This is a genomic window from Sphingopyxis sp. DBS4, from assembly GCF_024628865.1.
Classification (GTDB): domain Bacteria; phylum Pseudomonadota; class Alphaproteobacteria; order Sphingomonadales; family Sphingomonadaceae; genus Sphingopyxis.
Window position 1 is genome coordinate 132,890 of sequence record NZ_CP102385.1, and the last position, 21,772, is coordinate 154,661.

The 21,772-nt window shown below is 60.8% G+C and carries 29 protein-coding genes; 14 read left to right on the forward strand and 15 right to left on the reverse strand.

What is annotated here, in order from left to right; translation table 11 throughout:
- Positions 1 to 18 precede the first annotated feature (18 nt).
- Positions 19 to 396, reverse strand: a complete 378-nt coding sequence (locus tag NP825_RS21300; RefSeq protein WP_257551613.1) for an aminotransferase class V-fold PLP-dependent enzyme — start codon at positions 394 to 396, stop codon at positions 19 to 21.
- Between the two features lie 36 nt (positions 397 to 432).
- Here NP825_RS21300 and NP825_RS21305 point away from each other — a divergent pair.
- A protein-coding gene (locus tag NP825_RS21305; protein WP_257551614.1) for an IS3 family transposase occupies positions 433 to 1,604 on the forward strand; the annotation gives its coding sequence in 2 pieces (ribosomal slippage) (positions 433 to 697 and positions 697 to 1,604; 1,173 coding nt in all).
- Here NP825_RS21305 and NP825_RS21310 read toward each other — a convergent pair.
- Both NP825_RS21310 and NP825_RS21315 read right to left on the reverse strand, forming a co-directional pair.
- Complete coding sequence (locus NP825_RS21310) at positions 1,593 to 1,853, reverse strand: hypothetical protein (protein ID WP_257551615.1); 261 nt, start codon at positions 1,851 to 1,853, stop codon at positions 1,593 to 1,595. The two genes, NP825_RS21305 and NP825_RS21310, sit on opposite strands and share 12 nt — an antisense overlap.
- Complete coding sequence (locus NP825_RS21315; protein WP_257551616.1) at positions 1,850 to 2,086, reverse strand: multiubiquitin domain-containing protein; 237 nt, start codon at positions 2,084 to 2,086, stop codon at positions 1,850 to 1,852. The genes NP825_RS21310 and NP825_RS21315 overlap by 4 nt, the downstream gene beginning before the upstream one ends.
- A gap of 166 nt (positions 2,087 to 2,252) precedes the next feature.
- Here NP825_RS21315 and gph point away from each other — a divergent pair, with 166 nt between their 5' ends.
- Positions 2,253 to 3,059 carry a phosphoglycolate phosphatase gene (gene gph, locus NP825_RS21320; RefSeq protein ID WP_235211457.1) on the forward strand — a complete coding sequence of 269 codons (807 nt, stop codon included), beginning with the start codon at positions 2,253 to 2,255 and terminating at the stop codon, positions 3,057 to 3,059.
- Here gph and NP825_RS21325 read toward each other — a convergent pair.
- Positions 3,038 to 4,135: an anhydro-N-acetylmuramic acid kinase gene (locus NP825_RS21325; protein ID WP_037511939.1), complete on the reverse strand. Its 1,098-nt coding sequence runs from the start codon at positions 4,133 to 4,135 to the stop codon at positions 3,038 to 3,040. The two genes, gph and NP825_RS21325, sit on opposite strands and share 22 nt — an antisense overlap.
- Before the next feature lie 122 nt (positions 4,136 to 4,257).
- Between NP825_RS21325 and NP825_RS21330 the strand changes: the two genes are divergently transcribed.
- Both NP825_RS21330 and NP825_RS21335 read left to right on the forward strand, forming a co-directional pair.
- Positions 4,258 to 5,130 (forward strand): protein phosphatase 2C domain-containing protein, encoded by an 873-nt coding sequence (locus tag NP825_RS21330; RefSeq protein ID WP_040110192.1) that lies wholly within the window; start codon positions 4,258 to 4,260, stop codon positions 5,128 to 5,130.
- Positions 5,131 to 5,251: 121 nt separating this feature from the next.
- Positions 5,252 to 6,019, forward strand: coding sequence for a GntR family transcriptional regulator (locus tag NP825_RS21335; protein ID WP_257551617.1), 768 nt, complete (start codon positions 5,252 to 5,254; stop codon positions 6,017 to 6,019).
- Positions 6,020 to 6,098: 79 nt separating this feature from the next.
- Here NP825_RS21335 and NP825_RS21340 read toward each other — a convergent pair whose 3' ends face one another.
- The 10 genes from NP825_RS21340 to NP825_RS21385 all read right to left on the reverse strand — a co-directional run bounded on the left by NP825_RS21340 (position 6,099) and on the right by NP825_RS21385 (position 11,906).
- A complete protein-coding gene (locus tag NP825_RS21340) occupies positions 6,099 to 6,980 on the reverse strand; it encodes a BadF/BadG/BcrA/BcrD ATPase family protein (protein ID WP_095389394.1) in 882 nt (293 codons plus the stop codon).
- A gap of 273 nt (positions 6,981 to 7,253) precedes the next feature.
- Positions 7,254 to 7,388, reverse strand: a complete 135-nt coding sequence (locus tag NP825_RS21345) for a hypothetical protein (protein ID WP_257551618.1) — start codon at positions 7,386 to 7,388, stop codon at positions 7,254 to 7,256.
- A gap of 83 nt (positions 7,389 to 7,471) precedes the next feature.
- On the reverse strand, positions 7,472 to 7,600 hold the full coding sequence (locus tag NP825_RS21350; RefSeq protein ID WP_255247304.1) for a hypothetical protein: 129 nt from the start codon (positions 7,598 to 7,600) through the stop codon (positions 7,472 to 7,474).
- A gap of 22 nt (positions 7,601 to 7,622) precedes the next feature.
- Positions 7,623 to 8,960: a DUF1173 domain-containing protein gene (locus tag NP825_RS21355; RefSeq protein WP_257551619.1), complete on the reverse strand. Its 1,338-nt coding sequence runs from the start codon at positions 8,958 to 8,960 to the stop codon at positions 7,623 to 7,625.
- Positions 8,855 to 9,355, reverse strand: coding sequence for a hypothetical protein (locus tag NP825_RS21360; RefSeq protein WP_257551620.1), 501 nt, complete (start codon positions 9,353 to 9,355; stop codon positions 8,855 to 8,857). The genes NP825_RS21355 and NP825_RS21360 overlap by 106 nt, the downstream gene beginning before the upstream one ends.
- A 75-nt stretch (positions 9,356 to 9,430) precedes the next feature.
- On the reverse strand, positions 9,431 to 10,024 hold the full coding sequence (locus NP825_RS21365) for a TraY domain-containing protein (protein ID WP_257551621.1): 594 nt from the start codon (positions 10,022 to 10,024) through the stop codon (positions 9,431 to 9,433).
- A gap of 122 nt (positions 10,025 to 10,146) precedes the next feature.
- Positions 10,147 to 10,446 (reverse strand): sigma-70 region 4 domain-containing protein, encoded by a 300-nt coding sequence (locus NP825_RS21370; protein WP_257551622.1) that lies wholly within the window; start codon positions 10,444 to 10,446, stop codon positions 10,147 to 10,149.
- On the reverse strand, positions 10,443 to 11,006 hold the full coding sequence (locus tag NP825_RS21375) for a hypothetical protein (protein ID WP_257551623.1): 564 nt from the start codon (positions 11,004 to 11,006) through the stop codon (positions 10,443 to 10,445). Before NP825_RS21375 ends, NP825_RS21370 begins: the two co-directional genes overlap by 4 nt.
- An 82-nt stretch (positions 11,007 to 11,088) precedes the next feature.
- A complete protein-coding gene (locus tag NP825_RS21380) occupies positions 11,089 to 11,376 on the reverse strand; it encodes a sigma factor-like helix-turn-helix DNA-binding protein (RefSeq protein WP_058801065.1) in 288 nt (95 codons plus the stop codon).
- Positions 11,373 to 11,906, reverse strand: a complete 534-nt coding sequence (locus NP825_RS21385; RefSeq protein ID WP_152998749.1) for a hypothetical protein — start codon at positions 11,904 to 11,906, stop codon at positions 11,373 to 11,375. The genes NP825_RS21380 and NP825_RS21385 overlap by 4 nt, the downstream gene beginning before the upstream one ends.
- Before the next feature lie 924 nt (positions 11,907 to 12,830).
- On the opposite strand from NP825_RS21385, the gene NP825_RS21390 reads away from it, so the two are divergent.
- From NP825_RS21390 to NP825_RS21425, 8 genes are all read left to right on the forward strand, one after another.
- On the forward strand, positions 12,831 to 13,334 hold the full coding sequence (locus tag NP825_RS21390) for a DUF736 family protein (RefSeq protein WP_095389404.1): 504 nt from the start codon (positions 12,831 to 12,833) through the stop codon (positions 13,332 to 13,334).
- A 113-nt stretch (positions 13,335 to 13,447) separates the two neighbouring features.
- Complete coding sequence (locus NP825_RS21395; RefSeq protein WP_095389406.1) at positions 13,448 to 14,416, forward strand: SLOG family protein; 969 nt, start codon at positions 13,448 to 13,450, stop codon at positions 14,414 to 14,416.
- A 28-nt stretch (positions 14,417 to 14,444) separates the two neighbouring features.
- Positions 14,445 to 14,789: a hypothetical protein gene (locus tag NP825_RS21400; protein ID WP_037554247.1), complete on the forward strand. Its 345-nt coding sequence runs from the start codon at positions 14,445 to 14,447 to the stop codon at positions 14,787 to 14,789.
- A gap of 57 nt (positions 14,790 to 14,846) precedes the next feature.
- Positions 14,847 to 15,152, forward strand: a complete 306-nt coding sequence (locus NP825_RS21405; protein ID WP_052182087.1) for a hypothetical protein — start codon at positions 14,847 to 14,849, stop codon at positions 15,150 to 15,152.
- Positions 15,153 to 15,260: 108 nt separating this feature from the next.
- On the forward strand, positions 15,261 to 15,851 hold the full coding sequence (locus NP825_RS21410; protein ID WP_037554248.1) for a hypothetical protein: 591 nt from the start codon (positions 15,261 to 15,263) through the stop codon (positions 15,849 to 15,851).
- A gap of 274 nt (positions 15,852 to 16,125) precedes the next feature.
- Complete coding sequence (locus tag NP825_RS21415) at positions 16,126 to 16,392, forward strand: type II toxin-antitoxin system Phd/YefM family antitoxin (RefSeq protein ID WP_037554249.1); 267 nt, start codon at positions 16,126 to 16,128, stop codon at positions 16,390 to 16,392.
- 28 nt (positions 16,393 to 16,420) lie between these two features.
- Complete coding sequence (locus tag NP825_RS21420; protein ID WP_257551624.1) at positions 16,421 to 16,786, forward strand: type II toxin-antitoxin system PemK/MazF family toxin; 366 nt, start codon at positions 16,421 to 16,423, stop codon at positions 16,784 to 16,786.
- 439 nt (positions 16,787 to 17,225) lie between these two features.
- The gene (locus tag NP825_RS21425) at positions 17,226 to 17,597 is read left to right on the forward strand and encodes a single-stranded DNA-binding protein (RefSeq protein WP_081933004.1); all 372 of its coding nucleotides are present in this window, start codon (positions 17,226 to 17,228) and stop codon (positions 17,595 to 17,597) included.
- A gap of 419 nt (positions 17,598 to 18,016) precedes the next feature.
- Here NP825_RS21425 and NP825_RS21430 read toward each other — a convergent pair whose 3' ends face one another.
- Positions 18,017 to 18,277, reverse strand: coding sequence for a hypothetical protein (locus NP825_RS21430; RefSeq protein ID WP_037554250.1), 261 nt, complete (start codon positions 18,275 to 18,277; stop codon positions 18,017 to 18,019).
- 843 nt (positions 18,278 to 19,120) lie between these two features.
- Here NP825_RS21430 and NP825_RS21435 point away from each other — a divergent pair.
- Together NP825_RS21435 and NP825_RS21440 are read left to right on the forward strand one after the other, a co-directional pair.
- On the forward strand, positions 19,121 to 19,372 hold the full coding sequence (locus NP825_RS21435; RefSeq protein ID WP_257551625.1) for a hypothetical protein: 252 nt from the start codon (positions 19,121 to 19,123) through the stop codon (positions 19,370 to 19,372).
- Positions 19,341 to 21,749 (forward strand): type IV secretion system DNA-binding domain-containing protein, encoded by a 2,409-nt coding sequence (locus NP825_RS21440; protein WP_257551626.1) that lies wholly within the window; start codon positions 19,341 to 19,343, stop codon positions 21,747 to 21,749. Before NP825_RS21435 ends, NP825_RS21440 begins: the two co-directional genes overlap by 32 nt.
- Positions 21,750 to 21,772: the final 23 nt, after the last annotated feature.

Genomic DNA, 21,772 nt, shown 5'->3' on the forward strand with positions numbered 1-21,772 from the left:
CCCTCCAGGCGGCCGACCTCACTTTAGGATTGCCAACGCCTCTTCCACTGCATCGGCAAGAGCGTCGACTTCATCCAGCGTGCTGTACATGGCGAACGATGCGCGGCAGGTCGAACTGAAGCCTAGCATTTGATGGAGCGGTTGAGTGCAGTGCGCGCCGGCACGGACGCAGATACCCTTGGCGTCCAGGATCGCCGCTATATCGTTCGCATGGGCGCCGGCAGAGGCGAACGTCAGAATTGGACCGGGCTTTTCGGCATCGCCGAAGACGGTGATGTTTGGAATAGCCGCGAATCGAGCCCGCGCGTGGCGACCAAGCGCTGCCTCGTGGGTAGCGATAGTCGTACGCCCCACGCCCTCGACATAGTCTGATCTGCCCCCTTCTGAGTGGTCCAAAATTGATGATATTTTGGATGACGAAGGAGATTATGAATGCCGGCCAAGAAGCATCGCCCGGAAGAGATTATCGGCAAGCTGCGTGAAGCAGAGGTTGTGCTGGCGCAGGGCGCCACGACGGCGGAAGCGTGTCGCCGGATCGGCGTTACGGAGCAGACCTACTATCGGTGGCGCAAGGAATATGGCGGCCTGAAGACCGATCAGGCGCGTCGGATGAAGGACCTGGAGAAGGAGAATGCGCGGCTTCGTCGTGCGATCTCGGACCTGACACTCGACAAGCTGATCCTGCAGGAAGCTGCACGGGGAAACTTCTGAGCCCCGCGCGCCGAAGGCGCTGTATCGACCACATCAGAATGATGATGCCGGTGTCCGAGCGGCGGCTGTGCCGCGTGCTCGGACAGCACCGATCGACGCAGCGCAAGGCGCCTCGCGGGGCGGATGACGAAGCAGCTCTGACCGAGGATATCATCGCGCTGGCGCGGCAATATGGCCGTTATGGCTATCGCCGGGTGACGGCGTTGCTGCGCGATGCGGGGTGGCATGTGAACCGCAAGCGGGTCGAGCGTATCTGGCGCCGCGAGGGGCTGAAGGTGCCGCAAAGGCAGCCGAAGCGCGGTAGGCTCTGGCTGAATGACGGATCGTGCATCCGGCTCAGGCCGGAATATCCTGGGCACGTCTGGTCCTACGACTTCGTCGAGGGCCGGACACACGACGGCCGCAAATACCGGATCCTGTCGATCATCGACGAGGCAAGCCGGGAGTGCCTGGCGCTGCCGGTCGCACGCAAGCTCAAGAGCGATGACGTGCTGGCGGCACTCGCCGAGCTGTTCGTCACGCGTGGGCCGCCGGCGCATATCCGGTCGGACAATGGTCCGGAGTTTATCGCGACGGCGGTGCAGCAATGGCTCGCCCAGATCGGCGTGAAGACGCTCTACATCACGCCGGGGAGCCCATGGGAGAATGGCTATTGCGAGAGCTTCAACGGGTCGCTGCGCGATGAACCGCTCAACGGCGAAATCTTCTACTCGCTCGCCGAGGCCAGAATCCTGATCGAAGCTTGGCGGCGGCATTACAACACCGTCCGGCCGCACAGCTCGCTGGGATATCGGCCGCCCGCTCCAGAGGCCGTTCCATCGCCAGTCTCGCCCTCCGGTTCCGCTTCGCTCCACCTACGGCCAACACTGGCGATGGAGGCGTCAATGCACTAACAATCCCCGAGGACCACTCGGTGGGGGCCGGTCAATTCGAACATTGCCTTCCCCCCAACCGATCTCGCCGGCCTCCGGAGTGATTAATTCAGCAAGTGTGAAAACCATTGACGTCGCCGTTTCGCGCATGCCGAACAAGGCGAATGCGCCGCCCTCCAAGGGATCGGGCGCATCTAGAACGGTCGCGATCAACCTTCCGAGCTCGGGTTGTGCAAGGCGCAGCAGCGCGCCGCCGTTCGCATTTGTCATGCCGCGCCGCCCATGATGAATTGGCGTGTCACGAGAAAGCTCAATCCGTCGACCGCGGCCAATGTCCCGTCGAGGGCGATTTCTTTTAGCCCGGTTGGCGTCTCGAGTTCGATGACGACGTTATCCAGCGGGACCCCGGCCATTGCAGCGACTTGCGTGGCGAGAAGCGGAGCGGCCCCGATTTCGTGCGGGCGGTTGTTGATGTAGATTCGATACCTTGATTCAGACGGCATGCAGAATCCTCCGTTCCGTCGCGCCGTTCGACTGCTTTCGCCCGTCGATCCGATGCGCCTAATACCAGATTGTAACCAATTTTGGTAGCAGCGCAATCCGACGGAAAAGCGGCGACATCGAGCGGGCCGCGATGGTCGCGCCCCGGGATAGATTCGACGCGCCAGAATGGCCGGAATGGAAGGCGGGTCGCATAATTGGCCCTTGTATTGCGATCTGGGGCCGGGCATCAGCATGGCAATGCGGGGCCCGAAAATTGATACAATAGTATTTGACCTTGACGGGACGCTTGTCGACACGGCTCCCGATCTCATTGCTGCGCTCAATCATTCGCTGGAAGTCCTTGGCCGGCCTACCGTCGAGCCGATGCTCGTGCGCCCCCTTGCCGGCCACGGCGCGCGCGCGCTGCTGGATGCAGGACTGACGCTTAGCGGAGATGCGCCGGAGGAACTGATCGCACGAGCCATTCCCGTATTCTTGGAACACTATGCCGACAATATTTGTACGTTTTCGGCACCCTATCCGGGACTGGAACTCGCGCTCGAAGAGTTGCGGATCGAGGGCTTCAGGCTCGCGATTTGCACCAATAAGCCGGAGGGACTTGCGAACCATCTGGTCGAAGCGCTCGGCTGGGCTGGTGTGTTCGACGCTATTATCGGTGGCGACACATTGCCTGTTCGAAAACCCGATCCACTACCGTTGCTCACCGCAATTACGCAGGCCAAAGGGGCCAAGGCCATCTATGTTGGAGATTCGGCGGTCGATGTAGCGACAGCGAGAGCCGCGGCGATGCCGTCGATTGCTGTCGGCTTCGGATTTTCCGACGTGTGCGCCAGCCAGCTTGGCGCGGATTTGCACATCGATCATTTCGACATGCTCCCCGCCGCCGTGCGGTCGATCATTGCACCCGCCACACTGATCGCACAGCGCGTGAGTCTCGACCTTGACTCCGGTCAGGCGACCGTCGCCGTCTGAGCCTTGTAGAGCTTTCCGGCCGTGGTGGGGCTGGGCGCGCCCGTCGTGTTCGGGAAGGTCACCGGCAACCCCCGAACCGAGCGCGCCGCGATAAATCCGATGGCTTCGGCTTCGATAAAATCTCCGCGCAACCCGAAATCGTCAGCGCTTTCACAAGCGCCAAGCACTTCTCGCAAGGCCTCCATTATGACGGGATTATGTCGCCCGCCACCGCAAATGATCCATAGTTCCGGTTGTTCGGGGAGCTGGCGTGCGCCCAGCGCCACGGAATTGGCGGTAAACGCGACCAACGTCGCCGCTGCGTCGGCGGCCGAGAGATCATCCACGATATCGAGCGGAAAGTCGTAGCGATCCAACGACTTCGGGCCTTCACGCTCGAAATAGGGATGCGCAAGTAAATGACTCAGCACTGCCTGATTGACCTCTCCGCTCGCGGCCAGCGCTCCGCCATCATCATATCGGCCAAGACCGCGCTTCTGGACCGTGAGATCGAGCATCCCATTGCCGGGCCCGGTATCGAGTGCGATGATTTGTTCATCGCTGCCAATGAACGTGAAATTCGCGACGCCGCCTACATTGAGAAAGGCGATTGGACCTGACTTCCCGATCTTCCGTGCCAGTGCGGCGTGATAGATGGGAACAAGAGGCGCGCCCTCTCCGCCAACGGCCATATCGGCCTGCCGAACGTCCGCGACAACGTCAACGCCGAGCGTATTGGCGATTCTTGCAGGGTCGCCAATCTGGATCGTCAACCCGCGGTCGGGCCGGTGAAGGACGGTTTGGCCGTGATAACCGATCAATTCGATCTTACCGGCCCCCGGTTTGGAGAGAAGTTCGCGCGCGCAGCGTACATGCGCGCTGACAATGATATCGTCAGCCTCCGCCAACAGTCTCGGTTCGGCCGTACCGGTCGCCACAAACTGTTCGGTGGCGTCTTTGACGATGGCGCGCTCTGCGGTCGAGAATGAGGTGAGGTGCGTCGGGCCGAAGTCGTCGATTGCTTCGCCATCGGAACTCAAAATGGCCGCATCAACGCCATCGAGCGATGTCCCGCTCATGAAACCAAGAATGCGCATCTCTCGTTCCCCTAACCGTAGTCGATGTTGCGCACCTGCTACCACTATGATACCACATCATCAAGCTGCGATATCGGTCGGCGCGCAGAAGGCCGGTCGCGCGTCTATTTAATGGAGCCGAGATGTTCAACGTCCGTTTGGCGGAGACTCGATCCGGAGCGGCAGCGAATGAGGATGTGGTCGGATATACGGACTTCGCGGCCTGGGTTATCGATGGCGCATCAGGCATTGGGGAGAACCTCGTCTCAGCTGTCAGCGATGCACAATGGTTCGCGCAGCGGGTCGATAGGGAACTCCGCGATCTACTGGCTAGCAAGCCGACGATGCCTTTCGAGGATTTGTTCGCGGCCGTCATACGTCACTGCCGGTCGTCCTATTCGACGCTGGCGCGGCGACCGCCCGCGGGGCGCCATGAACTGCCAAGCGCGGCGATAGCTTTTGTCCGCGCCCTGCCCGAAAAGGTTGAACTGGCAACACTCGGAGACTGCAGGATCGCCTACCGGTCCCTAGGCGGAGAAGAATTCGCCGAACATGGAGACGGCGGCAATATAGGCCCTTTCGAACACCGCACCAAGGCGTTGGCCCGATCGATCCTCGCCGAGCGACCTGAGATTTCGGCGGCCGAACTTTTCGAGGAATTGCGGCCACAACTCGTCCAAAATCGAGCCTTCATGAATGTCGATGGCGGCTATTGGGTGCTGGGTCTTCAAATGGAGGCAATCGAGCGCGCAGATCGCGCCGAACTGCCCGCCGGCGACTGGGCAATCGCGCTAGCAAGCGATGGTTTCCTGCGCCTCGCCGATATGTTCGCTCACCTTGGGGCCAGCGATCTGCTCTCAATCGAGAACCGCGCCGAATTCGAGAAATGCTATTCCGACCTTCGCAATCTCGAGCAAGTCGATGGGTCCCTTCGCCGCCACCCGCGCGCGAAAATTTCGGACGACGTCAGCTTCATAAGGATCGATGTGCATACCAATAGTGTGCCAAATGGTTGAAGCCGGCAACCTCAAGGTGCTATTGGACCTTTATCGGTCAGGCTGACGGGAACGAACAGGCGAAAATGCGATTGTTCCTCGGCCGCTTGCCGGATCGGAATATGTGCGGAAAGGACCAATAATGCGAGACAAGCTTGCCGGATTGAAGGAGAGCAACGCGCCTCTCTACCTTCAATTGGCGCGCAATCTTCGTGAGCACATCCAAAGCGGCGGCGTGGAACCGGGCGAGCCGCTCCCGTCCGAGCGCGAACTCTCGGAACGAATGGGCATGTCCCGGGTCACGATCCGAAAGGGCATCCAGAAGCTCATCGAGGAGGGCTTGCTCTTTCGTCGGCATGGTTCGGGAACATATGTCAGCGATCGTATCGAGGCGCGGGGTGCAATGCTAACGAGCTTTTCTGAAGATGCACGATCGAGAGGTGATGATCCTAGTGTCGTCTGGATGATGCGTAGCTACGCCAACGCCACCGACGAGGAGGCGGCCGCCTTGGAGATTCCGATCGCCACCAAGGTCGCAAGGCTCGCGCGTGTGCGCCTTGCGAATGGCGAACCGCTGGCGATAGAACATGCTGTCGTTCCCGCGGCGTTCCTCCCGGATTTGGATGCCGTGGGTGACTCGCTCTACGCAGCGCTTCAGAGTTCGGGGGTATTTCCTGTGTCCGGCACGCAGCGTATTCGGGCTGCCTTGGCCACTCCGACCGAAGCCGGGATGCTCTCGATTGCGCAGAGCTCGGAGATATTGCGCATTGAGCGCCTGACCCGTGATACGAAGGGTACGCCGGTTGAATTTACCAGGTCTGCGTATCGAGGCGATCGATATGAATTCGTCACTGACATCGCTGCCAGCACAGCGTCGGTGTCACGGCGCGATCCTGTTGGAATGCCGTGACGGAGTTTGAGGTGTGCCCACCACATCGCGCATATCTTGCTCGGTTCCGGGGCAGTTGATTCTCGATGGCGGCACGCCATCACCGGCCAGATGCTAAAGACCCGATGGGCAGGCCGGCGAGAATCAGGGCGCCGTCGAGCGCGTCGCCAAGCGGCGCACTCAGCTTCTCGACGACACGGGCGCGCAGCCATGGCTTGATCCGCGGTGCGAGTCCACCCATCAGCACGCAACGGCTCGCGCCCTTAGCGAATATCGTCTCGATGAAGCGCTCGATATGCTGCGCGGCGTCGCGAACGATCAACAGCGCAATCTCGTCACCTATCTCCGCATATTCCATCACCAGTGGGGCAAAGGCGGCATAATCGGCCGGCGCTGCATCGTCCATCCAAGCGATGACATTCGGGATAGCATGGTCGAACTGCTTGGTCACCGCCTGACTGAGCTGTGTCGGCCGTGTCCGTCCGTCGAGCGTGCGCAGGGCATGGCGGATTGCACTGAGACCCAACGCCGCACCGCTTCCTTCGTCTGAAATGGGAAAGCCGTAGCCGCCGATGCTTAAACTGTCCTCACCGCGCTTGATCAACCCGACGCTTCCGGTACCGAGGATCAAGATCGCACCATCGCCGCCCATATGTGCACCCAGATTGGCGATGATCGAGTCGCTGGTTAACTGAACATTGGCAAAGGGAAAATCGAGCGCCTGGATTTGCTGCTTCATCCCCATCCGATTGATGCCCGCAATTCCCATGCCGACCCGGACGCTCCCATAATCGCTGTCGGCGACACCACCATCCTTGAGCGCCTGGGTGCAGGCGTCGAGCAAGGATCTGTGCAGCGCGTCGAGCCCGATGCGCGTATTGGCGGGGCCGGCCTTCCCCGCACCCAATCGCAGGCCGTTCGCATCGACAAGCCTCGCTTTACTTGCGGTGCCGCCCGCGTCGATGCCTAGATATAAGACCATATTATCGACCCGCTGCCATTGTGATGGGAACCATGAAAGCTCAATCTAGCTACTGATAACAAATTCGCTACGTTATCTCCTGCTTTCCTCACTATGACTCCATGCGTGGATGGCCTCCTGGTCGCAAGAGCTTTTCTGCAGTGAAGACGGCGCGCACGCATCGACGAGGAGACCTGGGTCGGCATGGATGAACCCTGGCGGTGGAGTTCGCGGTTCAACCTGATAGTGCTCGATAGTCCTTTCTTTTCCAACTATATGACCTCGCGCACAAAACTACTGACAGGACCAAGCTCGGACGTCCTTCTTCGGCGTTGCGATCGCGATATCAGCCGCCAACTTCACACCCCGCGCCTCGGTACCTTCAACAATCTTGTCGACGATCGCTTCTATCTCGGCGGCCTCTGACATCCCGTTGGGAGTTCCTTCAGCTCGGCTTGCGGCTATCCTTGAGCACTCGAGGGGCATAACCGTCGCCCTGCCATGCCACCAACTCACGGAGGAGGCCCAGCGCCGATGAAGCCATGACATGCACCGCTAAGCACATCATCGTTTCGATTCAGCATCTCGACCGCAGCCTGCATAAGCCATTCTGCGGCCATCATCTTATCGACAATCGCCATCCAAGCCCCCTGGTGCGGAGTCTCAGTGGGCAGTTGATGTTCCCGCCACCTTTATTGGGGTCGAACCACTCTGCGCAATCTGCAGACAATCACCGGGTCGCCAAGTAAGATGCTCGACGCCTTGCGTCCGCATGAGCTGCTCGAGTGCCTCGTCATACCGCGGCTCAGGCAGGTTGTGTGCGAGATAGACCGCCGTGGCTTCGCCCCCGGTGTCAGTGAGTGTCAGGCTCGCGATCGGCATCTCGAGACCGAGATTTACCCGCATCCCCTTCACGAAATGGCGCTTCTCCTCGATCGCCTGCGTCACCAGCATCCGTTCCTCGAGCCCCTCATAGGGAATCCATTCGCGGGTGACTGGCATCACCGACATCTCGAATATCTGCGCGAGGCCCGACGCCCCCATGGAAAAGCTTGCGGCCATGATCAAACTGCCGTCGCGATCGTCGGACCTCCAAAGCTCCTCTTCGGCCGCGAACCGCTTATGGAAGCGTCGGGCCATATCGGCGTCCATCAGAAACGGACGTTGCGGCATATGCTTGATCAGAATCTTCTCGCCATAGCGGGCGCTTTCGATCGAACGGATCTCGCCGATCAGGATCATAATCCTGTCCGGCTCCGATCGCGCAATGGCCAGCTCCGCATCCTGACGTCCCGCGATCGCGTCCTTGTCATCGAGCCGGAATGTCTCCGGAACGAACAGGCGCTGGGCGAGTGGATCGCCCCGCACCTTGCAGCCGAGCGCCGCATTCAGGAGCTGCCGGCGAACAATATACCAGTTGCGCTTGCCCGCCATGCGCGGATGCCAGTGAGTGAGCTGCGCTCGATCCCAAAGGAAATGCAGCATCCCGCGCATCGATAGACGCTGTCCGGTAGCCTTCACATCGGGCTTGTCGTTCGTGAACGACGCTGGCGCCGCGCGCGCTGGCCCCTTTGACAGCGGGAACCCGAACTTGAGCGTCGTTACGCCATTGTCGATGTCGTCGACGATCGCGCTGCCGAGAACCTGGCCGAGTCCGGTCAGATGATCGGGCGCCTCATAATGATCGCAGTGCGGCGCGTGCCGCGGGCCCGTCCCGGGCCAGCGCGACAGCACATGCCCGCCATGCCGGTGGGCAATATAAAGATCGAGTGCGATGTCGCGCCGGCAGAGGCACCGGACTGCCTGCCTGAGCGTGTAGGCTCGCGCCACCATCGCCTCGAACCCGTCTTCGCCTGCGGCCATTTCCCGGTCGAGAACATAGTAGCGCTGCATGCTCAGTCCTCCGGGAGCAATGCTGAAGGCAGAAACGGCGTCCAATGTTCGCCGAGCTCGAAACGCTCGCTGAAGATTGCGCGGGGCCCTTCTGGCGCCGCCGTCCAATAAGGATTGTCCGACTTCGCCGGCATAAGCCCGCGATCGTCTGCCTCGACCCACAGCATCGCGCGAGCAGCCATCAACTTCTCGAGCTCACCGAACGACGTCGCGACCGCGAGCGGGTCGCGGCCCGCGACCGTGTACCAGAGGCAGCGCTGGTAATCGTCGCCCGCGCGGCCGAGGATGCTCGCCAGTTGCGTCTTGCCCTCAATTTCACCGCGAACGATGCGCTCCATTGCCGTGCTCAGCTCGATGACGGCGCGCAGCCCCGCTATCGGATCGATGCCGATGCTCGCCCCCGCAAGGGCACGCACTTCCCACGCCTGCGTGTCGTCGTCACGAATATCGTACAGCGCCGCATCGACATCGATGCCTTCCAGCCATAGATTCTGCAGCGCCATAATATTCTCCTGGTTTCTCTGCCGAACACGATATGAAGATCGGCATATTATCAACTGGATCGCATCTGCGAATCCCTAATTCGCATCCGGTTGCTCTCGTTTTTCATCGTCCGCCTCGAGCCGTGCCCGCGCTCGCGCAAATACTGCGGGAATTTCGTTGAAAGCCTCCAAGCCTGCGGAATCGCAATAGTTGTAGAAGACTTGTTCAAGCGGGATCGCCAAGTCGTGAGTATCGTCGGCCGCAAACCCGATCACGGCGATCATCTCCGGATCTTTGGGGTCACGTCCCCCGATATAAGGGTTCGGCGCATATGCTACCCCTGACTTCTCGATCACCTTCCGCCGAAAAATCTCGTAGACCGGCTCGATCGCCTGTGCCCAATCCATATTCCCGATCTCGACCAGGCGTGTCTCAAATGCTTTGCGAACCGCATCGAGCTTGGCAACCTGATGGCCGACGAGGGCTTCATAGGCGTCCTGAACTGCGGACCCATAGTCGCTCCAGTCGTCATGAAGCGTTTCCCATCGCCGCTCATCATCGGCCATCGACTTCAGATGCGCAGAAATTGCATCGCGCGCGATCTCCGACTTGCTCCGACCCGACTTCTTCGCCGCGGCCGCTAGCTCAGCTTCGTCTTCGCGCGACAATCGCACGTTAAAGATGGTCATACGCATCTCCCGATGACTAGGTCATCATGCGTAAGACAAATTTAAACAAGCAGAAAGTTTGTATTACAGGCGCCGTGGACCGGTACGAGCTGCCCTGCGATTGCGTCTGCGATCGTCCGGACTTAACCGGGAGTGTCGGCAAACTCGTCGCAGATCTTCCATATTGAAATGAGGGCGTCGGCGATGCACATCTCGACTGTGCGGACATCGACCCCCACGCACGTCGCGATCTCGCGATAACTCAGTTCGTGAACGCAGTTCAGCAGATAGACGGATCGCGCGAGCGGCCAAACGAGCTGGATCGCGAGCTTCACTTGCTCTCGGATGTCCGGCGCGGGGCCGAGATTCTGAGCATACGCGGGGTATTGCCTCAATCGGACGCGCAGCCAATAGTTTCGCCCGAAGCGGTGATGCCAGATCATCGACCTGCTGCCTTGCCTTCGGCGCCAACCAGGTGCGACCGAACCGCCATCAGCAATTGCGACACCCCGGACGTCGCGGCGCGGACGTCGATCGTTCCGACATTGATGCGAGCGCCCGTCGCCGGCGATCGCCACTGCCCGTATGGCGACAGCTGCGGGACCAGGCGCGTGAAGGGATCGGAATCGAATTGCAGTCCGGCAGCCTTCGCAAAGAAGAGGGCTTTGCCGACGTCCAGTCCAATCCTCCGGCGACAATCGTCGTCCGTCCATCCTTCAGCAATGACGCATGCCGTCAGGGCGAGCTGCGATACAATGCCCAATTGATAGAGCAGGTCGCCCGCGCGCACGATTTCTCCCTTCGGGAAAAACGCTCGCGCGTTCTGCAGCCGCCACTGCGCATCCTCGTATCGTTCGTTGCCGGGGGAAATCGGTGAAGCGCCAAGATAGCCCACGCCGACGATCCCCGCGGCCGCGTTCAATCCGCCAATGAAGGTCCGGCGTTCCATCTGACGTCCCCCGAATTGTGCGCGGGTCGCGCACGCGGAAAGGATCAGGTTCACGGTGGTTAAGTCACCCCCTGTAAATTGGTATTCCAATAAATGGGGGGTAACATGAGGCTCACGTTACAGCGGTTCCGCGGGCTCACTCGAACTCCCGGCGAACCATTCTGACCGACCACAGCGCATCGGCGATACAGCGTTCGATCGTCGCCACGTCGACGTCGACCGCGGTCGCAATCGCTCCATAGGACAGATCATCGACGCGGTGCATGAGGAACACGCGCCGCGCGAAGGGCCACAACAGGTCCATCGCCAGATCCAGTTGATCGAGGACCGGCGGATCAGCGCCGAGCCGACGAGCATAATGCGGATAGCGCTTCGCGCGGATCCGGAGCCAATAAGCGCGCGACAAGTGATGATGCCATTTCATCGTGCGCGCGCTTCGATGCGCTCGCCGGCGAGCCGGCGCCGCACCTTCGCAAGCAAGTCATTTAGTGTCGCCGACACGCGAAGCTCGTCGATCGCCGCGGTCATCGGCAGATCGGCCGCAAAAGGCCCGCGCCATTGCCCATAGGGTGAGAGCAGCCGGGCCAGTTCGAGCATGTCGGGCTGACGATGATCCAAACCTGCCCCGTTCGCAATCGCCAATGCCTTGTCGACGAAGAGGCCGATCCGCTGCCGGCACCAATCGTCCGAAGCGCCAAGATCGAGCAAATATGCGCCGATGCCGAGCTGCGCCACGATCCCCGCCTGATAGAGAAGGTCGCGCGGATCCCGATAAAGTCCCGCGGCTACGCCCTGGTAGAATTCTTGTGCACGCTCGAAGCGATCCGCGCCGCGGCCCTGCAGGCTGCGCCCCCAATCGCTCACATTGTCGTCGATCGGCAATATGCCGGTCAGCAAAAGTCCTCCGCCGGCGCGCACAAGGCCCCGGCGCGACAAGCTCGTTGTCACGATCATCGTCTTCATCCTGCTGTTGTTCGGTCGCGGTCCGGCGAGGGCCTCGAACGACCGAGGTCAATGAAATCAGACTTTTCGCTGTCGCGCTATACCCAGAAAGGGGGGTGTGTCTGACGTCAATAATACGGCTCCGCCGAAGTCTCGCTGGCGCGAATATCCCCCGACATTTCGTCCGGAAAGTGCGGGATTCTGCGGCTGATGGATTGGGGGAGGGGGTTGATCCGAGAATTGGAGCACGGAAAGGCGGGCCACCGAGCGGCATACGCCGATCGGCAACCTGCTCTACTCGCTAAGGCCGCGATTCTGCGATCGCGACCAAGCTCGCCGAGCCCCTGCGGGTCTCGGCCCTTCGGGTAACGATCAGGGGCACGGGAAGATGGTCGGCCGCCTTTTGGCGCCCGCAGTCGTTTTCGAGGCCTCGCCACGCTATTCGCGTGCCGAGGCGCCAGGGTGCGCGCAAACCTGTCCCGCTCCCTTCTACGCCGCCTTTCAGGCTCCCGGCGTCGCATCCGGCGGCGCGCGGGGACGCGCCCTGCGGGCGCTCAAGCAGAAAACCGGCCCTCCGGGCCTACGGTTTCCACCGCTACGCGGCGGAGCCTCCGTTTTTCAGCTTGCCCCGCGCTGTCCCCCGTCTGCTTCTTGGGGCCTGCGACGGCGGCTCCGAAGGGGATAGACAGGTGAGGGAATCGCATCGCTTTCCCCTACCAATTTGGAACCGGCCCTCGTCGGGCCGGGAGATCTTCGCTGGCCGCGCTACCGCGCGTCTGTTTGTTGCTCCGGCTCACCAAAGAGGATCGGAATTTCGTCAAGAAAACAATGCGATAGACCGGATTTGACGGCGCCGCTATTAAGTAATGGTCAAGACGGCAACGCCGCTTTGACTTTCTGAAAAGGGGCATCGCCCTGAATTTATGGAGATACTTCATGGCTAATATTGGCAATCTCAAGAAGAACAGTGACGGCGTTTTCATTGGTCGTATCGATACCGTCGCCTTTTCTAACGTCGTTGCGCTGCGTCCGGTCATCAGCCAGAATGACGCGGCGCCCAAATATGAGGTCATGGCGCTGACCCCGGCGCGCACCTGGGCCAAGGTCGGGGCGATGTTCGAGCAGATCAAGAAGTCGACGGGTGAAGTCTTCTATCAGGGTCGCATCGACGATCCGAGCATGGCGAACCCGATGGACATTGCGCTGTGGCATGACCGCGAAGGGGGATTTGCCGTCCTTTGGAGCCGTCGCCGTCCGCGTCGTGAAATCCCCGCGGGTCAGGCCGAACAGGACCTGCCGCCCGTCGGGCAGAGTTCGGACGATGGGATTGGCGGCGACTCCGGTCTGGGCGACAGCACGGCACCCGATGCGCCGCAGACCGGCAAGGGCAAGGGCGCAGCAGGGAAGGGGGGCGAAACCGCCGACAAGGCTACCGCCTGAATGAAGGAGGCCGGGAGAGGGTCTAGCTCTTCCGGCCTCTCATGGCTGAACATTGGTCAATGTCCGCTTCGATGCTTATCCAGTTTCCGAAGCGGCGAACAGGAAATTTCATCATGGCCCGCTTCGATAACTTCGCCGACCTCGCAGAACATTATGCCAGCCTCACCAGCGCCGACGCCTTCGCGGGCGCTTTCACCAGCGAAATTGCCGCCAGCCAGCTTTCCATCCACGACGAACCCACGGCCGACGACTTGCCCGACGCCGATGCAGCGCGCGCCGTTGCTGCCCACGTCACCGGCGAGATTTTCAACCTCTTCGCCGATACGCGCCTTGCACCTGTCGCACCTCGCATCGCTTGGGGGATCGTCAACAGCTTCCACAAGGTGGCGCAGCAGCTTTCACGCCAAGAGGATGACGCCGCGCGCGAGCTTGGCGAGCTGGCGCGCATCATGGACCCTTCCGAAATCCACGCGGTGAAGGTCGAGGAGACGCAGCGCCTTTGCCAGTCGCTTCATGAAGCCGTCGCGGCGATCTGCGCGATGCGCGACCACGCCGCCGAGATTTACCGCGTCGAATGCGGCCAGCCTTGGTCCGCTACCACCGGCAGCCGAACGGGCCGCACCTTGACCGCCTCGCAGATCGACGCGCGCGACTTTCTCGCAGCGCGCGCGGTGGAAAAACGGGAAGCACACGCCCCGACTGGTCCGGTTGTCGTTTTGTCGGGCGGGCAGGACTGGACCGAGCATAAGGCGCTTTGGGATCGTCTGGACGCGATCAAGGCCCGCATTCCCGCGATGACGCTTGTCACGACTGCGCAGCACAAGGGCGCCGACGCCATCGGCGCCGCATGGGCCGCAGCGCGCGGGGTGCCGCTTGTCGCCTTCCGGCTCAATCGCCAGCTTGGCAACCGCGCCGCGTTCGAGCGTAACCGTTCTATTCAGCGATTGCTGCCAGTTGAAGCCGTTATTTGCGAAGGCAGCGGCGTCCAGATCAATCTCGCGCAGAATCTTCGCGCCGCTGGCGTCCCGCTCACCATCTTCAAACACGCAGATTTTGCGATCCGCGATCAGGCTCACGCCTGATCGCATTTCGCCCACCCGGAGAATTACGATGCGCCTCTATCTGACCAGCACTGGCGAATGGACGGGAAATCAAAGTGACGCAGCGGGCTTGGTCCGCGCGAACGGCGGGACCTGGGAACAGATCGACGTTCCGACCGACAAGCCGGGCCTGATTGCTTGGCTCACCCAGCAGTGGACGCGTTTTCCGACGATTGCGGCACCGTCGGCGCCGATAACGGCGCCGACCGAAACCGACGCGCAGCGAGCGGAAAGCCTCCGCCGGATCAGCATCGAGGAAGAGATTCAGAATTGCGACCTTCCCCACCTCGCAGTGCTCGCGGAAAATGTCGCTTGGCGCTTCCACGAACTGGCGCGGGCCTCGAAAGACGATTGACCCCAAAAACTGACGACATTCGATTTTCTTGATACACGGGCCGAAGGAGCCGAACCGATGAATGTAGAAATTCTCGCTCACCCCGAGTTGAAGTCCGCGCTTAACCGCCTGATAGACCTTGCGCGCGCCGACACCGGCCAATCGGCCCGCGTCACGAATTTTCTCCTCGCATGGTGGGACGGCGACCAGTGGGGAAACTTCCCGCTGACTGACCTGTTCGGCGTTGACCGGGACGTTGCCGCTGACATGGCTACCGTCTTTGCGTTTCTCGGTCAGCATGGCGGGGCCGTCTACATCGATGCTTTCGGCGACCAGTATCGCGGTCAGATGGCCGATCTGGTCGACCGTTGGCGCCCCGACTAGGGCGCCTGCCGTTCGCGGCGCCACTTCGTAATTTTCCCAGCCCTTATTGTCGCAGCAGCCGTGGGAGCATCCACCCCAGCGTGGCCGCGCTGCGTCGGATATCGTGTTATGCGCTTCACACCCCATCAGGGAATCTATGCCTACGAGCGGACGAACCGGAAATTGAAGGCGGCGGAACGCCGCCTGCGTCTGGATCGCGAGAAATTCCCGCTCTTCGCCGCCGAGATCGCCGAGAGCCAGCCCACACCGGAGGAATTGCTCGACGCGCGCGGCAGAGCATTCGTCGAGAACCAGCAAGCGAACCGCGATCGCGAGGCTCGAAACTGGTGGCGCGCGCGCGCCGAGCTGCGCGCGATCGCCGAACCGGATCGCGCCGCATTCATCCGCTATTGGGGTCGCTGCAAATGTCCCGGCAACGCGTGCTATTTGCTGACCTATATCAATATGTTTCGTGACGGCCGACTGATCGTTCACGAGGGCGAGGTACGTCCGCGTAGCGATGTCGAATGGGAGCGTGATCGCAAAGCCAAGATCGCGGCGATGTCGGACCTCGAACTGGACGTGATGATCCAGACGCACATCAGTCCGCTTCTTGCCGAATGGGGCCGCGAGGAACGTCGGCGCCGTGCGGAATTGAGCGCGGCCGTCCCGCCCGCGCGCTCCAGCTCGATGCGCCGCAAGCGGCGCGGCGTGCGGTGATGACCCCCCGCGCAGTTCCGCGATGTCATCTTGCTGAAGCACGACGGCGCCGAGCTGGTCGGGCGGCTGTTCGACTAGTCGTCGCCCGCAGTGGATCCCGGCGTAGAGGGCCGAGCCCTCATGCCGTGATCCAGCCCGCACACGGGCGGGGGTTGAATTCTCACATTCCGTAGATTACGTATGTTGGCGATTCCGATGATGATGATGACTTTCGAGACGATGAGAGCCGCAAGGTTCAGTTTGCCAGCATGACGATGAAGATGATGAGGGAATCATGGAACTGCCAATCGAAAAGGTCACTTCCAGTGAGGTTTCGAAGCGCTTCGGCTTCTATTACGACGAAGCCATGACGCACCCCATCGGGATCGAGCGCAACGGCGCCACCCGCGTCGTCATGTTGCCCGCGTCCGAATATGAACGCCTCGCGCGCCTCGACCATATCGCTGTCACGCCCGAGGAATTGAGTGATGAAGCAACCCGAAGCCTCCGGACCGCCACGGCGCGCCCCGAAGCCGTCGCCCTTAACGAGCTCATGGACTGAGCCGCTCCCCACTGACGTCATCCAGTACGTGTATCTCTGGCGCGCCGAAAAGGAGCGCGGGCTTGAGGACGGCCGCAAGATTCGGCCCTGCCTCGTTCTCAGCACGTTCCGGGCTCGGGGCCAGCTACGCGTCATCACCGCGCCGATAACGACGCGTAACTATGACCCTGGCCTCTCGATAGCGATCCCGCCCCGGGTGACGGAGCACCTGGGACTGGACGACCGTTCGCGGATCGTATGGAACGACCTCAACGAGTTCACCTGGGTTGGACCTGACGTACGAGGCGCAGCTGACGGCTCGCCCTTCATCGGCATCATGCCCGAGGCACTTTGGCGGCGGGTGCTCGATAATGTAATCAGCGCCCGCATCAATCCAACGCACCGCTCCGAATAGCCAGTCTGCCCGATACTGTCGAAGGCTGTCCGATGCGCTGCGTCGCGATCGGCGAAGATCAGCAATCCGGCCCGACGGGTTGGCCGCTGTGCCTCCGATGACCGTGCGGACCAAAGTGCGGCGGTTCCACTTTCGCCCCCATCGGGGATCGATGCGCCACCATAGGCAGGACCGTCCCGATCGATCTTCAGCGAGCGCGGCCAGCCTGAATGGCTCCCTGCAGCTCGCCTCCTTGGGCGGCCTCGTTGCTGTCTGACGCACGTAGACAGCTCGCCCGCCTTTCGCGGGACGGGTCTATCGACCCTCAAGCAGAAAACCAGCCCTTTGGGCCTACGGTTTCCACCGCTGCGCGGCGGAGCCTCCGTCTTTCAGCTTGCCCGCGGCGAGCGGCCGCCTCCTCGAAGTGCGTCAGCAACGACACCACCCAAGGAGACAAGCCATGAAACAGAAAGCCGACTTCATCATCACTGGCCGTATCGGAAAGATCGACGCCAAGGAGAAGGTCGCGCACATCGATGTCGCCACCAAATATCCCTACAAGGACAAGGATGACAACTGGAAGGATCGCACCGTCTGGAACCGCGTCACGCTCTTCAAGAAACAGCATGAACGCGTAACAGAAATCGGCGTCGGCGACCTGGTGACCTTCGAAGGTCGCGTTGGACAGAGCAGCTACGAGCGGAACGGCGTTCGCCACTATAACGTGGACCTGACCGTCAACGACTTCACCATCGAGCGCCGGAAGGGCGAACAGGCGACGACCACGAACGATACGCCGCCCGCTGAAGACGACGATCACGTTCCCTTCTGAACCTCTCGGGGCGGCTACGTCCGCCCCTTCAGTTTTCCCAGGAGACGCATCATGGAAACCGAACTCTACGACGATTATCGCGCGCTCGCATATGACGCAGGGATCAGATCGAGATGAATTTCGACGATCCCGACGAACAGCCAATGTTCGCCTTTGCCGAGAGTCTGGCAGTAAGGTCAGCCAACGGCGAAGATCTCCCGACGCCATTTAACGAACACCCATGTGTGGGCCGGCGACGACCGACCCTTTCGCTTTGCAAGCCGCGCGCCTGTGACCGCCTCGCTCACGGCGGGAAGGTGCCCGCCGGTTCGCATCGGCGGCACGCGGCCCTTCGCCATTTGCGCATCTCTCCGGGTATAGGCACGATCGCCTTCACTCGTTGCCTCGGTTTGCTCGCAACCAGCACATCGCCGATCGCCTCAGAGCGTGTCCAACTTCTCCGCGATCCTCTTTGCGCCATGCTTCTCGATCGCCTTCGCAATGGCCGTAGCTTCGCTTCGATCCATCCGGGCAATCTTCACCTTTCCCAGTGCGGCGAGAAGTACATCACGTCCCGCATCGCGCTCCGCTTCGCGGGCTCGGCGTTCCGCTTCCGTCACCCGCGCAAGTTCGGCTTCCAGCTCTGCGCGTCTCGCCGCAATCGCATCCAGATTGCCTTCGATCTTCTTCGCCCTTGGCATCGTTTTACTCCGCTTCAGCCTATCCAATCTTTGCGCACTGCTATCACGATACGGGCGATAATCCAGCACCGAAACAGGTACACGACGTCTGTCCGCGGCGTTACGAAATCGGACAGGGAATGGACACGGAAGGGTGCCGGTTTGACTCCCCGCCGGCGACAGAATGAGTTGCGTTTTGGGTTCACGCTTCGCGCTCCCAAAACGCAATGCGCTTGTTGGCGATCGGTCCAACAGGGCGTCGCGATCGATCGGTCATCCGACCAAGCGGATGATCCATATCGTGGTTCCAGCAGGCAACCTATTCGGCATCGTCAATCAAACGAGCGTTGCCGATTACGCTGCCCGCATGCGGACAAGCGATCAGCAAATGTCTGGCGGGGCTAGCGCCTCATGCAGGCCTGAACTCTCGTGCCCGAACCGGGCACGAATGTGCCCAGATTACAGGCAAGCTGACGGGCTATGCCCGGATTCCCTCCGATAAGCAGAATGAGAGACCCGCTTCGGGGATATCTCATTCTGAGATGCACACGGTATGCGGCAAGCCGCAATCCTGTTCGGCGAGAAATTGCACGAAAACCGCCAGTTTCAGTGTTAGACGTTTGTCGCACAGGGTATGACAGTTGTAGCACATCAGCGTGCTACAATCGTAGCACGCGACAGAGCCAACGGAATTCCGGCCCTTGGGGGCCGCTGATTGTACAACGTCTGGAGTAAGTCAGAAGCCCACCGCGGCCGTTCGTTGACCCGCGGTGCCGCTTGATGTATCGAGGTGCTGCTTTCCGAAGGATCCACTGACCGTCTCCCATGGAGGGGCGGTTGGGTCACATTTCATTCAGAGTGCCGATGGAATTGCAGGGCGACCTAGCGTCGTTCTGCAAAGCCAATTCGGTGAGCGCATCGGACGTGTGTCGGGACGCGCTGCGCGTCTACTTCGAGTTCAAGTCCGGCAAAGCATTCGACCCCCAGCGAATGGCGATCATCTGCGAATATACGCAGCTTGTTGCTGACGAATGGGTCAAGAAGAACGCCCCGGATCGACGCGACGAGTTAATGGCCGCGGTGGATGCGCGAATGGACCGCCACCATGGCAGATAAGTCCTCGCGCCCCAAACATCCGCGAGCCTGGTCGAGCCACGGCGAAGCCAATCGCAACTCCGGAAACTTCACCCGCGGCTCCCAGCTCATTGGGCACCAGTTCTCTATGTGGTGGCGCGGCGCGCGCGTTCCGCTGTTCGTCTGGTTCGGGCTGCTTGCCGCATTCCTGTGGCTGAAACTGACCCTCATCCTCGACGATTATGAGTTCCAGATGCTCGGGACGAAGGCGCTCGCTGCGACGTGGGATTTCATCGGGCTGGACGAAATGAAGCGGGCGAATGTCACGCTTCGGGACGGCAGTATTTATCAAACCTATATGGGCTACGTTCCCTATATTCCCGATGTCCAGATTGCATGGGCGAAGCTCATGAATGCTCTTTTTGGGAGCTTCATATTCGCGACGATCGGCGCCGGAACATTTGCGTGGTGGTTCATTCCATGGGCACGCGATCGCGGTGAATCAATCCTCGCCGATCACCACGAACGCGGCGTTGAGATTGTCGAGTACGACGTCCTCAAGATGATGCTCGAGCGTCACAATCTGAATCGGGTTCGGGAACGGGCGAAGGAAGCGTTTCCGGATCTAACGCTGGCGCAGGTCGAGGCACTTCCGCTTGCCCAGCGGAAAGAGGCCGGAGTGATTTTGCCCTACAAAATTGCCACCCTGCCGTTCCCTTACGGGTTCGAACAAAGTCATGTCATGCTCACTGGTACGACTGGTACGGGGAAGACAACGCTCATCCGGCAGGTCGTGGCCCAGGCGATCGAGCGGGGCGATCGGTGCGTCCTGTTCGACCTCACCGGGCACTATATGGAAGCCTTCTATGATCCCGAGCGCGACTTCGTTTTGAACCTCAACGATGCACGCTGCGAGTCCTGGTCATTGTTCAACGATTGCCATTCGCGCAGTGAGTTCGTGAACGCGGCGGCAGCGCTCATCCCGGCGGATCACGGTTCCGATGGCGGCTTCTGGGAGAAGGCGGCGCGCACGCTGCTCGTCGAGATGTGCGACAATTTGCGAAAGAAGGGGCGCGGCACCAACAAGCATCTTTGCGACGAACTGCTGAAGGCGAACCTCAAGAAAATTTACGCGAGTCTGATGGGCACGGTCGCCGAACCGCTGGTGTCGCCAGATGCTACAAAGATGGCGCAATCGATCCGAGCGGTCCTCAACGCCAACGCCGAAGCCATTCGGTTCCTGCCCGATGGCGGCGAGCAATTCTCGATCAAGGACTGGATCAAGCGCGACAATGGGGAAGCCTCCCTCCTCTTTATCACGGCGCAATATGCTCACCTCGATATGTCTCGCTCGCTGCTCACGCTGTGGATGAACATCGCGATCAATACGATCATGACGCTGAAGCATACGCGCCAACTTCGCACCTGGTTCATCTTTGATGAGCTGGCTGCGCTTCACCAGCTTCCCGCGCTCGAACGGGGATTGCAGACGGCCCGCAGCTTTGGCGGTGCCTTCTTGCTCGGGCTGCATAACTTTGCGGGTCTGCGCAAAACCTATGGCGATGATGGAGCGCAGAACATCATCAGCCTTGCGAACACGAATGTCATTCTTCGCGTCAAGGAGCGGGAGACGGCAGAAGAATGTTCGCGGCTTATCGGGTTCCGGAAGGTCCGCACGATGGACGAGTCCTATAGTTATGGCGCGCACCAAACCCGTGACGCTTCCACCATCTCGCCTACCACCAAGGAAGAGGCATTGGTGATCGCCGACGACATCACCAGCCTCCCCAATCTGAATGCCTATATTCGTTTTCCGGAGAAGTTCCCCTCCGCCCTGGTGTCATTCCCATATGTAGGTTTTCCGGCTGTTGCAGAGGGCTCCATCGAGGCTGAGCCTCCGCCGGATATTCTTCCCGCCGACGACGATGATGACACTGAGGCTGGGGAAGAAGGGGGTGGACCGGACATTGCGGCCGATCGACCAGAACCCGGCGTCGAGCCGGAAACAGATCGGGAAGATCGCCGCGAGATTTCGCACCTGCAGGATGGGCGAGAGGTCCGCGCGCGCGATGTTCTCGATGTAAGCCGTTCCGCAGTTGATGGACGGGTCGCGACGTCCGGTGAAGTGGATAAAGGCAACATCGCCTCCCTCGCGAAGCGCTCGATCGACGATGATCAGCCCAGGGCAGGTACTCCACGAAATGCCGCCACGGGAACCAGTGGTCAACAGGATGCCCTTGCCAACAAGGAACAGCTTCGCGGCCCGAAGGACCCCATAGAGGAAAAGGGCGGCGAGCTGGCGCGGCGTGAAGCCCGGATGGATTTCGGCGAGACCGATCAGCGCCGCGCCGGCGGCGCGGAGCTCGGCGCCGACGGCATGGCACGCGGCAGCGACGACCTCGACATGGACATGGATTGAACTCCCATGAGCTGTTCGCCTCT